The sequence below is a fragment of the Pseudobutyrivibrio ruminis AD2017 genome, from assembly GCF_000424305.1.
Taxonomy (GTDB): Bacteria; Bacillota; Clostridia; order Lachnospirales; family Lachnospiraceae; genus Pseudobutyrivibrio; species Pseudobutyrivibrio ruminis_B.
In genome coordinates this window covers 40,834-55,210 of record NZ_AUJQ01000009.1, presented here as the reverse complement: position 1 = coordinate 55,210, position 14,377 = coordinate 40,834, and the positions used below count along the sequence as shown (strand labels likewise).

Sequence of the window (14,377 nt, the reverse complement as noted above, 5' to 3'; positions counted from 1 at the left end):
CCTAATTGCTCCACGAGGTTATTTTCTTCATTATCCCATTGAAATAAAATGATGTCAATTATTTAACCAATTCTTCACATTCTTTTTTGTAACAGTTGTTGTCTTCTATTTAGCCTATATCTGTCCTATAATTAACTTAGTACATAAATTGATGTCTTTTTGGGGGTAAAATATGTCTGAAGAAACAATGGGGCTTAGAAAAAATCCTTCTCGTAAGGAATGTGAGAAAATCATTAAGAAAATTTTAATGACAGAGGTTTTAGAACGAGGTACAAATGAACACTTTAAAAGTGCTTCTGATTTTATGGGATATTTTAAATCACTATATCCTGCCAGTGACAGCTTAACCAAGCAAGTTCAACGAGCAGTTAAGAATCTACACATGCCAAAGGATGAGCGTGGATATTTCATAATTAATAAAACAGAAGCTCAAATGAACCAGGATAAAGAAATTGCCTTTTTGATGAATAAATGCAATTGTGTTCTTACTCCATTTGAGAATTATCAAACCTTATTCCTTAAATGCGATGGCTCATACAAGGATTATCTTTATCAATTGCTTTCAGAATCAGAGACCTTTGCAGATAAAATAATCACTATAATAAACTCATCAAACGGATTGATATTGTTTACAAATAATAAACAACAACTTGAAATTATGATAAATAGTTTGATAAATAGATGAATTGTTTACTTTGTTAAAACATTTTTCTTTTAGTCCGTCATTACTAAAAAAGACAGCCTATCGATTTTTGACTGTCTTTTTTGTTAATTTTTGTCTTTTTTAATTAAAACTAAGACCTTACTTGTCTTTATCTGCGTCTTCTACGCTTTCTTCCATTATCTCTAATAATAATCATACCCTTTTTAGAAGGCTTAGTATGTCTACTTTCATATCTATGTTTAAACAAAAGTATCTCGCTAGATTTGCTCTTAATATAAAGTAGCAACATAAATGCTGCAGCAATAATAAGTATAATAAGTGCAATCTTTGGGTAGTTAACCTGAATATATTTTTTACCACTACCACCATTTTCTACAGGCAAATTATCAAATGGGTAGCTTCCCGTTTCAGCACTGGTGAATAAAAGATTTGCATATCCAACACTTCTATCGGCATAGGTATATCTTAATTGACCTATTACAGACTTATTATCTTTATCAGAATAAGGAACAACCTCTGCCGTAACATCCAAGACACTGGCTGTTTTTGGAATCACAATAAGACCATTCTTGTCTACCTGAATCAATTCGCTATTTTCGCTTAAAATACCAGTTATATCTGTATTATCCTCTGATATAGATGCAAAATCAGCAACATGGACCGTACTGAAATTATCAAAGCAATATTCAAATAGATTTGTTGTATCGTAATATTGATCTGTTGTTGAATCCTTCATAACAACACAGATTAATGTCATTCCGTCTTTTTTGGCATAGGTTACAAGTGTAGCTCCTGCTACTACTGTATATCCAGTCTTTCCACCTAAACAATAATCATATAAATACTTGTTAGTCTTATAATAATGTAGCATTTGATGATGATTATTAAGTGGGGTAGGATCAGGATGCTTATTTGTTGGTGGAATAGAATAATTCTTTGTTCCTACTATTTCTGCAAACTTTGGTATAGAATATGCTGCTCTAGCTATCAATGCCATATCGTGAGCGCTTGTATAATGTGTATCATCAGGCAGTCCATTTGTGTTATTGAAATGAGTATGTGTACATCCCAATTCCTTTGCCTTATCATTCATCATTTTTACAAATGATGGAATATCGCCTGCAACATGTTCTCCCAATGCATAGGCACATTCATTAGCTGACTCCAACATCATTCCATATAAGGTCTGTTCTACAGTCATCTCCTCATTAACATCTCTGGCTATACTTGATGAACCAAGCTCAGTCCCATAAACAGCATCTGCAGAAAATGTTACTGTCTCGTCCAAATCACAATTTTCCAAGACGATTAACGCTGTCATTATTTTTGTTATACTAGCTGGAAAATGCTCATCATCCATATTCTTAGAATATAGGATTGTTCCTGTTTCCTGCTCCATTACAATAGCGGATTCAGCTGTAACGCCAACGCTGTTTGGCCAATAATCTGCCGCCTTTGCCTCCATGGTATTTCCCACAGAAAAGCTCGAAATTAAAGTAATTAAGGCTAATGCCTTTGCAATATGTTTTCTAATTATCATAATCTTATTCCTTTACGCTTTTCTAGTATAAACTCTTACTTTATACACTTGCAATACAAATCTTAGATAATTTATGATATACTTCTATTTGATTCTATTTTTGGAGGTTATTATGAGATTAAGAAATATCCCAGGCGCTGATGAAGTTGTTGCAAACAGTCCTTACTGTATTGCTCAGCCTTCTAAGCTTAAGGGCAAATATAAATCGGAATTATTTGGTAACGACAATCCCCTTTACATTGAAATAGGTATGGGAAAGGGTCAGTTTATCACTACACTTGCAAAGCAAAATCCTAACATTAATTACATCGGTATTGAACGTTACACAAGCGTATTGCTTCGTGCCGTCCAAAAGGTAGAGGAAGAAGAGATTCCTAATCTTAAATTTATTTGTTTTGATGCTGCTGATATCTTAGATATCTTTGCTTGTAGAGAAGTAGATAGAATCTACCTTAACTTTAGCGATCCTTGGCCAAAGGATAGACACGCTAAACGTCGTCTTACATCTTCTACTTTCTTAAATCGATATAATTCTATCTTGGCTTTAGACGGATATATTGAATTTAAGACTGATAACAAGGATTTATTTGATTTTTCTGTTGATGAGATTAACAATCATCCTCTTTGGAAGTTGGATGCTGTTACTTATGATTTACATTCCGATGAAGCTATGAATGAAGGAAATGTAATGACAGAATATGAAGAAAAATTTTCTAGTATGGGAAATCCTATTTTTAAGTTAATAGCTAGCAGATAGTAAAATAACTCCACTTCTATAGTGGAGTTATTATTTTTTCATATTTTAGGATAAAAAAATACCGTCGATTATTATCGACGGTTAAGTGCGCGATCAGGGGTTCGAACCCTGGACACCCTGATTAAGAGTCAGGTGCTCTGCCAGCTGAGCTAATCGCGCATGTTAAATTTCTATTGCCTCAGCAACGTATATTAGTATAAGGCCTTACGGATTATTTTGCAAGTCTTTTTTTTCATTTTTTAAATTTTTTTCTTACATTCCTAAAAATAGCACCTGCCTATTGCTATTAGACAGGTGCACTATTTAAATATTAGCAAATAGCTTTTCTATTTCATCTGGGCTCATTACCCTGTTTGGATCTGTAAGATCAACTCCTACGTCCGGGATAACTATCGCATCTTCCTTAGGCTCTGGCTCTGGCTCAGGTTCAGCTACTGGTTCTGGTTCAGGCTCCTGCTCTTCAACAGTTTCACCTATTTCTTCAAGCAGAGCATCTAAGTCAGCTCCAGGATCTGCTGCTGGAATCTCTTCTGCGGCTGGTTCCTCAGCTACTATTTCTTCTGCCGGAGCTTCCTCTACTGGAACTTCCTCTGCTGTGGCCTCTTCCATAGGAGCTTCCTCAGCTGGAATTTCTTCTGCTACTGGCTCCTCTGCTATTATTTCTTCAGCAGGGGCTTCCTCTACTGGAGCCTCCTCTTCAGCAGGTGCTTCTTCTACTGGAGCCTCCTCCGCCACTGGTTCTTCAAGAATTAATTCTTCCGCTGGCTCCTCTTCTACCTGAGTATCTAAGTCTAATCCTAAATCATCAACAATCTCTTCTGCTACTTCCTCAGTTGGAGCTTCCTCCGTTAATGAATCTAAATCTAATCCTAAATCATCAGCTTGTGGTTCTTCTTCAACCACAGCATCTAAATCCAAACCTAAGTCATCAACTACAGGTTCTTCCTCCATTGGCATTTCTGCCATTGGCTCCTCAGCTGGTGTTTCTTCCATTGTTTCTTCTGGCATCGAAATTTCTTCTGCCATTGGAACTTCTTCAGGAACTGCAGCTGCTTCCGGCATTGGAATTTCTTCTGCTACTGGCATTGGTTCAGTAGCTGGCATTGACTGTGGCATAGCCATCTGTTGCATTGGCTGTACCGCCATTACTGGAATCTGATTTTGAATCTTGCCTTCAATAGATGTAAGCTGATTTGTTAAAGCTGCAATCTTTTCTTGTATATCAAAATTTGATTCTTTGATGATTGACTGCTGTTTTTCAATCATCTGTGAATTATTACTTTCAAGCTTTTCCTGAATACTAACAAGCTGATTAATCAGCTCATCATTCGAATTCATAAGAGCATCAGTGTTTTCTTTGCTTCGCGAAATGGTCACCTTTGCCACAGCCTTTTGTGCATTTATAATATCTTCAGCTGGCAAAGAACTGTTTTCTTCTATCGCACGAAGTCTTTGTTCCATTTCATCAAAGCTCTTCTTGATGACGAGATAAGAAGCTTTCTGTGCGTTGTAAATTTCTTCGTATTTTTCCTGTTCTATATCCTTTTGTTTTAAGGACATATCCATAAGCGCACTAATCAAGAAAAATAGCGCAACAATCATCAGTAGTATTCCCACCGCCATTGCCATAAAGTTACTTTTGAAATTAATCATAATGTAAAACTCCATTATGATTAATACCGCAACCGCAATACTTGATAAGATTACCTGAATTTTGTCCCTGGCTATTTCTCTTTGAATTTTCTTAGCGTTCTCGTCCATTGTGCCCCCTAATTATCCTTTTTTTCAAATAGAGATACCATATCCTGTGCAAAGGAAATAGGATACAGCTGTACCATAACTGAATCTACTACTTCACCTATCTTTAAATTGAATGTGATTTTTACAAAATCCACTTCTGGTGATTCAAATAATCGCTCAAAAATTTTTACACTTTCAACATCAATGTTGTCAGTCTTTGGTGGAGAAATATCAACTACTCTATCAAGCAGCTGTGACATTGATGATGCCGCGCTTCCCATCATCTGGTTCATAGCCTCTGAAACTGCTGATAACTGAATTTCTCCAATTTCATCAGGACCTGCTACGCCAGATCCACCCATCATTAAATCTGCAATAATTTTTACATCATTTTCCTTAAGAATTAATACGTTACTTCCTGACAATCCTTTGACATAATTAATATGAACTAACACACATACATTGTGATAATCATCCAAAGATTCACTTTTTCTGATTAACTCAATTTTAGGTGTCGTAATATCCACTTTTAAATTATTTAAAAGAGCACTTAAAGAAGTTGCTGACGAACCCATACTTATATTCGCAATTTCTCCAAGTGTATCTTGCTGTTCTTTAGTGAGTGATAAATCTGCCATTAGCTTTTCCTCCTTTTGATTGTTTTCTCCCCTTTTGAAATAATCTAAAGAAGTGCTTCTAAACCGCATTAATCATTGTCAAATAATTACTAATTTGATTATACAATATTTGCAATTTTTAGACTACTTTTCACACTAAAAGTATTGTAACTCATTATTGCGAAATATCTGTGGACAAATTGTTATTATTCACAGTAAATAACAAAAAAAGAAGCCGATAAAATCGACTTCTTTAAATCATGTTCGAGATGGGATTCGAACCCACGACCTTCCGCTTAGGAGGCGGACGCTCTATCCAGCTGAGCTACTCAAACAAGCAACTATTTGATTTTAATCTACTATAAGAGAAAAATCAATGCTTATATCCTAACTAGAACGCAATTGTCCCCTGTAGCCAAATAGTTCCTTTAAAACGTCTACCTACCAGTGGTTCACCTAATAAATTGTTCTTATTAATGCATACTTCAAGAACTACATCATTGCTTTCAACCTCAAGCAAATATAGTTCTTCCATTGTAAGATGATTAATCTCTTCTTTAACATCTAAAATGTCTCCAAGAATTTCATACTTATCATTTTCAATTCCGTAAGGCATAAAATAACTTGTTACCACACTTAAGATGTCTTCTCTAGCAACTCTTCTAGATATGCGTTGGTACAAATCTATTTCATCCATGGTAAGATTTTCGAGAGCTTCTTCATTTCCCTCTCTTGCCTGTGTAACCAAATCGATACGCTTTTGATTGTTCATCTTTTCCTTTATACGACTTTTTTCATTCTCGTACAATGGAAGAATAATTTTTCCATCCAGGGAAAGAGCTGCTAAACTAACATTTTTATCCGCAATCTTTTCATCTGAAATGTTGTTTCTAAGATACTCTCCCATATTTTGTAATTGGAAGATTAAATTTACGCCAAGTCTGATTTCATCAACCATAACCTGGTAATTATCCTTGTCTGATTGTTTAATTATTTCTACATCATTTACAAGAGAAACTGTGTTTCCGAAAAATGTTGGATAGTAGTAATCTAAAATAAATTCATCATCATCATTGTAGATTCCTCTAAGCACTAATCCAACATTATCAGTTACTAAGTATCTAAGCTCAACAAACTGATTTCCCTCAAAATCAATAGCTGATTCCTGATAATCAGGTCTCAGCTTTATCTCTTGAAGCAAATCGTTTAAAGTATCATTATTTAATTTGCTAAAACCAATAGCTGGTAAATATTTATGCATTAATTACATACCGCCCAATGCTTGTTTTAATGCCTGCTCTTCTTCTTCAGCAAGCTGGATTATAGAATTGCCATCTATAATCTCCTTAACATAAGTATAACATCCTTCTCTAGAATGCATAGCATTAATTATAAATCCAGAATTTTTTTCATTTAAAAGACAAAGAGAAAAGCTAAGCTTTCCACCCATTTCGTTAAATGCATCATACTTAACAAGACCGATTTTTTGAAAACAATCTTTCATATTCTTAAATATTGTATCAATGTTTCTCTCATTGCTAGCATTAGCTTCGATCAACTCATCAACCTGCTCTAATCTATAAACTAATGTATCTTCCAAAGATTTTGCATCATTACCCTGCATAAAAATCTTATATCTCTTTTTTAACTTATGCATTTGTACTATAAAGATAACCAACATAATCATCATTATTAATACTAATGTAGCAAGTCCTATTACAACATAATCAGTGTTTATTCCTAAATACTGTTCAATCATTATTGTTTCTCCATTCGAACATATATTCTATTTTATTGATTCAAGCAATTCTACAATTCTGTTAAGCTCATCCTGAGAATAGTACTCAATCTCAACCTTTCCAGTTTTGTTATCCTTTGCATTGATATAAACCTTAGTACCAAGAACGCCCTTAAGCTTTTCCTGTGTATCATGATAGATGGCCTGAAGCTGAGGATCAATACCCTTACTCTTCTTATCAGAATTCTTTTCACTAAGAAGCTTCTTTACCTCACGCTCAACATCACGTACAGACATTTTTTCATCAAAAGCCTTCTCAGCGAACTCGTACTGCTTATCTAAATCTGTAATTGAAAGCATTGCTCTGGCATGACCGGTAGTTAACTTATCGTCTACAATCATATCCTGAACACGCTTGTCTAACTTTAAAAGTCTAAGAGCATTTGTAATTGTAGTACGACTCTTTGATACTCTCTCAGCAACTTCATCCTGCTTTAACTTAAACTCATCAATAAGTCTGGCAAATGCCATAGCCTCTTCGATTGGATTTAACTGTTCACGCTGAATGTTATCAATAAGAGAAATCTCTACGAACTCCTGCTCGCTAAGATTCATAATGATAACTGGTACCTTTTTAAGTCCAGCAATACGTGCTGCTCTCCAACGACGCTCACCACCAATTAACTCGTAGTACTTTCCTCTGTCCTGTACTAAGAGTGGATTAATGATTCCATGTATCTTGATATTCTCTGCTAAATCCTGCAGCTTATCTTCATCAAAGTTCTTTCTAGGCTGAAGCTTATTAGGCTCAACCTTATCAATATCAACTTCAACTGGTGAACCGTGCTGTTCTGGATTGACAGCAACTACACCTTCATTTTTATTTACAATAAGAGAATCTAATCCCTTACCGAGTCCTCCCTTTCTAGTTGCCATATATTATATATCCTTTCTCCCAATAATTTCTTTTGCAAGGTTACGATAGCTCTCTGCTCCAGCAGACTTTTCATCATAAAGATTAATAGGAAGTCCATGTGATGGAGCTTCTGCTAATCTAACATTTCTAGGAATGATTGTCTGATATACTGTTGCATTAAGATTATTCTTTACAGTATCTACAACATCAGAAGAAAGATTTGTTCTCTTGTCATACATAGTAAAGACTACACCATCAATCTTAAGCTTTGGATTGAGTCGCTGCTGTACAAGATCAATTGTATGAATCAACTGGCTAATTCCTTCAAGGGCATAGTACTCACATTGGATTGGTACTAACACGGAATCAGCTGTTGTCATAGCATTGATAGTTAACATATTTAGTGAAGGAGGACAATCAATAATAACATAATCGAAATCGTCCTTTACATAATCTACTGAATTTCTAAGAATATATTCCTTCTCATTGATTCCTAAAAGTTCGATTTCAGCACCTGCTAAATCAACGTTTGATGGAATAATTGTAAGGTTAGGAATGTTTTCAACCTTATACATACATTCCTTAATACTACATTGATCAAGAACTAAATCATAAACAGTATTCTCGCATTCATCTTTATCAAGGCCAAGTCCACTTGTTGCATTTCCCTGTGGATCGGTATCAATAACTAATACCTTCTTACCTGCTTCAGCTAGACATGCTGATAAATTAATACTTGTTGTTGTCTTACCAACTCCACCCTTCTGGTTGGCAATTGCGATTACTCGTTTCATTTATTGTCTCCCTCTTTTTTAATATTTAACTCTGAATAGTTTACATTATATCATTCTATATTTTTCAATTCTACTAAAGAAATTGACAATTATATCCAGTAGTTGTGCTTATTTTTACTATATATAGTTATATTTTGGGTATTTAAAAGATGTTTCACGTGAAACATCTTTTATTAAAAATAGCAATATATAGAAGTTGATTCAAATTTCCAAATACAATATTTTGTGTTTTAGCCCCAATATTTAGTAAAAATGTTTCACGTGAAACATACAATATTTAGGTTTGTACAATATTATATAGTAGAAATAATCTTTTCTAATTCTATTTTTGCACGATATGGATCAAGAACTACGTAATTTTTGATGTTTTCTAAAGAAACTTTTATGTTATCTAAATCACTAGTCACATCATCAACAGAAGAATTAGAGTTTTTATTTTCGATTGCTGGTCTATTAACTACTGCAGTATTGTTTAAAAGCGCATTAATTTCTACTAATCTTCCATCGTAAAACTTCATTTTCTGATTTAATATATCCATCTTAGAATTTAAATCCTGTAATGTAAGCCTTACTTCTGCAGCTTTTTCATTATTTTTAGCGTTAATATCTCTAGGAGTAAATTCCTTAAAATAAGATTCATTAGATTCTTCTAAAAGAATAAGAAATTTATTTTCTTCATTTATCTTAGTTTCCAATAAATCCATATCTTCCTTTAATTGGATTTTATCAGAGATAAGTTCTTCTTGATATTTTCTAAGAAAATCATTAATCATACATATTCCCCTTATAATAAATTATTTTCACGTGAAACAATATCCTATTTAAGTGGTTCCTTGCTAGGAGTACCAGCTTTTCTAGGATATGCCTTTGGTGTATTCTTTTCTTTATTAATAACAAGAAAACTACGACTAATATCTGTATCAGGTAAACTAAACAATATTGGTTTATTTAAGTTTCCACCAAGTTTATTAATAGCTTTACCTGATTCATTAATTTCATTATCAATATCACCTGACTTAAAGCTAATAAAATACCCATTAACTTTAACTAAAGGTAAACAATATTCCGATAAAGTAGCAATGTTAGCAACAGCACGCGAAACAACTAAATCAAACTGTTCTCTAAACTTTTTATCTCTACCGGCCTCCTCTGCTCTTGCATGAACTAATGTAACATTAGTAAGACCGATGGCATCTACTACTTCCTGTAAAAACTTAATACGTTTATTAAGAGAATCAATTAATGTAAACTGTAAATTTGGGTAAGCAATAGCCATAGGTATACCAGGAAAACCTGCACCGGTTCCTAAATCACAAACAGTATTAACATCTTCTGGTAATACAGTACAGATTGATAAGCTATCAGCAAAATGCTTAACTATAACTTCATCAAACTCAGTAATAGCAGTAAGATTCATTACCTTGTTTTTTTCAATTAATAATTCATAATACTTATCAAGCTGTTCAATCTGATGCTCTGATAACTCAAAATTCCAGTTACCCAAAGTATTAATTAAATAAGAATAATCTCTACTCATAAATCTCCTAAAAAATCGAATGGTTTTAAGGGTACATTTATATACCCTTAAACTGATGCATTTTTGCTTTTATATGTCTCAAGATAAACTAAAAGTACTGAGATATCAGCTGGGCTTACACCTGATATTCTTGAAGCCTGACCAATATTCGCTGGTCTTAATTTTGTAAGCTTCTGTCTAGCTTCAATTCTTAAACTTGATACATCATCATAATCAATATCAGTAGGAATTAATTTTTGTTCAAGTTTTTTAAATTGTTTTACCTGTTTTTCCTGTCTAGACAAATAGCCTTCGTACTTAATATAAATATTAACTTCTTCTCTAACTTCTTTTGATAAATTAGGTCTATCAGGATCAATAGGTGCTAACTTATCATAATCAAGCTCAGGTCTTCTAATTAAATCTACAAGTTTGATTCCGTTAGAAAGCGGAATACTTCCATAAGATTCAAGAAGCTCTTGAACTTCTTTTCTTGCTCCAATATTAATTTCTTTTACTCGAGCTACCTCTTCATTGATTAAACGTTCCTTTTCAACTACATGTTCATAGCGTTCTTTAGGAAGTAAACCAACCTCGTAACCGATTTTAGAGAGGCGAATATCTGCATTATCTTGTCTAAGTAGAAGTCTATACTCAGCTCTAGATGTCATCATACGATATGGCTCTTTTGTTTCCTTAGTAACAAGGTCATCGATTAAAACACCAATATATGAATTAGATCTATCTAAAATCATTGGTTCCTTACCAAGTAATTTTAATGCAGCATTAATTCCAGCTACCAATCCCTGTGCTGCTGCTTCTTCATATCCACTACTACCGTTAAACTGACCTGCAGCAAATAAGCCATCAATATTTTTAAATTCAAGACTGGCTTTTAACTGAGTAGCATTAATACAATCATATTCAATCGCATATGCGTTACGAACAATTTTACAATTTTCCAAACCAGGAACAGTATGGTACATTGCATACTGAACATCTTCAGGCATTGATGAACTCATTCCACCAATATACATTTCATTTGTATTTAAGCCTTCTGGTTCAACAAAAAGCTGATGACGATTTTTATCAGCAAAACGAACAACCTTATCTTCAATACTTGGGCAATATCTAGGACCTGTTCCTTCAATTACTCCAGAATACATTGGTGATCTATCAAGATTAGCTCTAATAATCTCATGAGTCTTTTCATTAGTATATGTTAAATAACATGGAACCTGCTCAATCTGAACATCATCTGGATTTGTACTAAATGAAAAAGGAACAACAGGGTTATCACCTAACTGTATTTCCATCTTTGAATAATCGATTGAACGACTATCAACTCTTGCCGGAGTACCAGTTTTAAAGCGGTTCATTTCTACATTATTATCAGTTAATGATTGAGTTAAATGATTAGCTGCTTTCAAACCATTAGGACCAGTGTGTTCAATAACATCTCCGTATAAACATCTAGCTCTAAGGTAAGTACCAGTACAAATAACAACTGCCTTAGCATGATAAGTTGCACCAGATAAAGTTTTAACACCTTCAACTTTTCCATTATTTACTATTAATTCAGTAACCTCAGCTTGTCTTAAAGTAAGATTATCTGTATCCTGCATAGTTTTTCTCATTCTCAGAGAATATGCAGATTTGTCAGCCTGAGCTCTAAGTGAATGTACAGCAGGACCCTTAGATGAATTAAGCATCTTGGACTGAATGAAAGTATGATCGATATTTATACCCATCTGTCCACCAAGAGCATCTAACTCTCTAACAAGATGTCCTTTAGAACTTCCACCAATATTAGGATTACATGGCATTAATGCAACTGAATCCATACTAACAGTAAAACAAATTGTATTTAATCCCATTCTAGCTGAAGCTAAAGCTGCTTCACATCCAGCATGACCAGCTCCAATAACAACAACATCATAGGACTCTTCTACGTATGACATAATAACTCCTTAATTAACCTCAATTATTTACCCATACAAAATGTACTAAAAATCTTATTTGCCAAATCATCTTCTATAGTCTCACCAGTAATCTCACCAAGGAAATTATAGGCATCCATTAAATCTATTGAGAAAAAATCTTCTGGCATCATATTATCTATACTTGTAATAACATTCAATAAACTATTCTTTGCATTTGAAAGACAACCAGCCTGACGAGAGTTTGTAATATATAAAGTGTCGTCAGATTTAACTTCACCTGCAAAAAACATATCAGTAATTTTTGACTCAAGCGTATCTAAGCCATCCATACTTACAGATGAAAAAGAAATAACAGGTTTATTATATTTATTGCATATATCTTCCTCGCTAATTACTGTATCGAGGTCAGATTTATTAAGTAATATAATTACTTTTTTATCTAAAATTTTATTGATAATAAATTCATCATTCGAATCCATTGGTCTTGATGAATCTAAAACAAATAAAATTAAATCTGCATCTTCTATAGAATCGATTGCTTTATCTACACCAATCTTTTCAACTACATCATCGGTTTGTCTGATACCTGCAGTATCAATGATATTAAGAGAAACTCCATTAATAGTAATCTGCTCTTCTAATGTATCTCTTGTAGTTCCAGGAATATCTGTAACAATTGCCCTCTCTCTTCGAGATAAAGTATTAAGCAAAGAAGATTTACCTGCATTAGGCTTTCCTAAAATAAGTGTATTAATACCTTCTTTTAAAATATGTCCTGAATTAAAAGAATTAATTAAATTATCAACTGTAGTAATTAATGAATTAACCTTTTCTCTCAACTGCTCTGGGTATCCAGTTAAATCGTAATGCTCTGGATCATCTAAAGCAGATTCTATAAATGCAGTTTCATATAAAATCTTATCTCTTAAATCAACAATAATTTTATTTAATGAACCAGATAACTGCTTTATAGAATTCTTCATAGCAAGTTCTGAATTAGAAGAAATTAAATCCATGATAGATTCGGCTTCTGATAAATCTATACGTCCATTCAAAAATGCTCTTTTTGTAAATTCTCCTGGCTCTGCTATTCTTGCTCCCGCATTTATTAAAAGACTAAGTACCTTTTTAAGAACTAAAATTCCACCATGACAGTCAATTTCAATTGTATCTTCAGTAGTGTAGCTTCTTGGTCCTTTCATTATCATGACTAAAACTTCATCTACTACTTCTGAATTAGCAACAATATGTCCATATTGAATGGTATGAGTGTCGCAATCTGCTAATTTATTTTTTCCACGAAAAATAGAATCAACTATAGAAATTGATTCTTCTCCACTGACACGAATAATACCAATGCCAGAACTATTTAATGATGTAGCGATTGCGCATATTGTATCACTTTGATACATAGTCTCCTCCATATTTGTCAATTAATAAATAAAAGAAGAATTCTTTAATTTATTAATAAACAAAGTCAAAGGGTTAGCCTAATTATAAAGACTAACCCTTGAAATCAATTATTTCTTAAGAGTAATAACAACGTAGCGGTATGGCTCTTCACCCTCTGAATGAGTTGTAACATTATTATCATTCTGAAGTGCTGAATGAATAATACGTCTTTCGTAAGGATTCATAGCCTCAAGAGTAACTGCCTTCTTTGTTCTCTTAACCTTGCTTGCCATATTCTTTGCAAGATTTTCGAGTGTCTCTTTTCTACGACGTCTATAATCTTCAGTATCAATCTTAACTCTAGTATAGTTCTCAGATGAACGATTAACTGCAAGATTTGTAAGATACTGTAATGAATCTAGTGTCTGACCACGCTTACCAATAAGAACACCCATCTCTGGACCAGCTAAATCAATTGAAAGTGTCTTATCAGACTCGTCATAATCCATTGAAATGTTAACTTCAAGCTGCATAGCTTCGAAAACACCATTTAAAAATTCTAAAGCAACTTCCTTAGAATCTTCCTCAGAAGAAATAACAACTTTGATAACTGCATCCTTAGAACCAATTCCAAGAAAACCATTACTTCCTTCTTCAAGAACTTCGTATTTAACCTGGTCTGAAGTAATACCTAATGAAACAGTTGCATTAGTAAGAGCATCTGCAACAGTCTTACCTGTAAACTCTTTGAATTCCATTT

Annotated in this window: 14 protein-coding genes and 2 tRNA genes; 2 read left to right on the top strand and 14 right to left on the bottom strand. The window is 33.6% G+C overall.

Annotated elements, in window-relative coordinates:
• Positions 1–172: 172 nt before the first annotated feature.
• Entirely contained in the window at positions 173–685 is a 513-nt protein-coding gene (locus G611_RS0107830; protein ID WP_028243147.1) for a hypothetical protein, read from the top strand.
• A gap of 127 nt (positions 686–812) precedes the next feature.
• Here the strand turns inward: G611_RS0107830 and G611_RS14320 are convergent, their stop codons facing one another.
• Positions 813–2,204 (bottom strand): D-alanyl-D-alanine carboxypeptidase family protein, encoded by a 1,392-nt coding sequence (locus G611_RS14320; protein ID WP_051195162.1) that lies wholly within the window; start codon positions 2,202–2,204, stop codon positions 813–815.
• 112 nt (positions 2,205–2,316) lie between these two features.
• Between G611_RS14320 and trmB the strand changes: the two genes are divergently transcribed.
• Complete coding sequence (trmB, locus tag G611_RS0107820) at positions 2,317–2,961, top strand: tRNA (guanosine(46)-N7)-methyltransferase TrmB (RefSeq protein ID WP_028243146.1); 645 nt, start codon at positions 2,317–2,319, stop codon at positions 2,959–2,961.
• Positions 2,962–3,047: 86 nt separating this feature from the next.
• Here the strand turns inward: trmB and G611_RS0107815 are convergent.
• The 13 genes from G611_RS0107815 to jag form a co-directional block, all read right to left on the bottom strand.
• Positions 3,048–3,120: transfer RNA gene (locus G611_RS0107815), tRNA-Lys, on the bottom strand.
• Positions 3,121–3,264: 144 nt separating this feature from the next.
• A complete protein-coding gene (locus G611_RS15340) occupies positions 3,265–4,722 on the bottom strand; it encodes an ABC transporter permease (RefSeq protein WP_051195161.1) in 1,458 nt (485 codons plus the stop codon).
• Positions 4,723–4,730: 8 nt separating this feature from the next.
• Complete coding sequence (fliY, locus tag G611_RS14310; RefSeq protein WP_278244506.1) at positions 4,731–5,408, bottom strand: flagellar motor switch phosphatase FliY; 678 nt, start codon at positions 5,406–5,408, stop codon at positions 4,731–4,733.
• A gap of 171 nt (positions 5,409–5,579) precedes the next feature.
• Positions 5,580–5,653 (bottom strand) — tRNA-Arg (locus G611_RS0107800).
• A gap of 56 nt (positions 5,654–5,709) precedes the next feature.
• Entirely contained in the window at positions 5,710–6,579 is an 870-nt protein-coding gene (locus G611_RS0107795) for a DUF3881 family protein (protein WP_028243145.1), read from the bottom strand.
• Between the two features lie 3 nt (positions 6,580–6,582).
• On the bottom strand, positions 6,583–7,077 hold the full coding sequence (locus G611_RS0107790) for a DUF4446 family protein (protein ID WP_028243144.1): 495 nt from the start codon (positions 7,075–7,077) through the stop codon (positions 6,583–6,585).
• A 27-nt stretch (positions 7,078–7,104) separates the two neighbouring features.
• Positions 7,105–7,992, bottom strand: a complete 888-nt coding sequence (locus G611_RS0107785) for a ParB/RepB/Spo0J family partition protein (RefSeq protein WP_028243143.1) — start codon at positions 7,990–7,992, stop codon at positions 7,105–7,107.
• A gap of 3 nt (positions 7,993–7,995) precedes the next feature.
• Positions 7,996–8,766 (bottom strand): ParA family protein, encoded by a 771-nt coding sequence (locus G611_RS0107780; protein ID WP_028243142.1) that lies wholly within the window; start codon positions 8,764–8,766, stop codon positions 7,996–7,998.
• 293 nt (positions 8,767–9,059) lie between these two features.
• Positions 9,060–9,539, bottom strand: a complete 480-nt coding sequence (locus G611_RS0107775; protein ID WP_028243141.1) for a hypothetical protein — start codon at positions 9,537–9,539, stop codon at positions 9,060–9,062.
• A 44-nt stretch (positions 9,540–9,583) separates the two neighbouring features.
• A complete protein-coding gene (gene rsmG, locus G611_RS0107770; protein WP_051195160.1) occupies positions 9,584–10,303 on the bottom strand; it encodes a 16S rRNA (guanine(527)-N(7))-methyltransferase RsmG in 720 nt (239 codons plus the stop codon).
• A 47-nt stretch (positions 10,304–10,350) separates the two neighbouring features.
• A complete protein-coding gene (mnmG, locus tag G611_RS0107765; RefSeq protein WP_028243139.1) occupies positions 10,351–12,243 on the bottom strand; it encodes a tRNA uridine-5-carboxymethylaminomethyl(34) synthesis enzyme MnmG in 1,893 nt (630 codons plus the stop codon).
• 23 nt (positions 12,244–12,266) lie between these two features.
• Positions 12,267–13,637, bottom strand: coding sequence for a tRNA uridine-5-carboxymethylaminomethyl(34) synthesis GTPase MnmE (gene mnmE, locus G611_RS0107760; protein WP_028243138.1), 1,371 nt, complete (start codon positions 13,635–13,637; stop codon positions 12,267–12,269).
• 108 nt (positions 13,638–13,745) lie between these two features.
• Positions 13,746–14,375, bottom strand: a complete 630-nt coding sequence (gene jag, locus G611_RS0107755) for an RNA-binding cell elongation regulator Jag/EloR (RefSeq protein ID WP_028243137.1) — start codon at positions 14,373–14,375, stop codon at positions 13,746–13,748.
• Between the last annotated feature and the right edge of the window lie 2 nt (positions 14,376–14,377).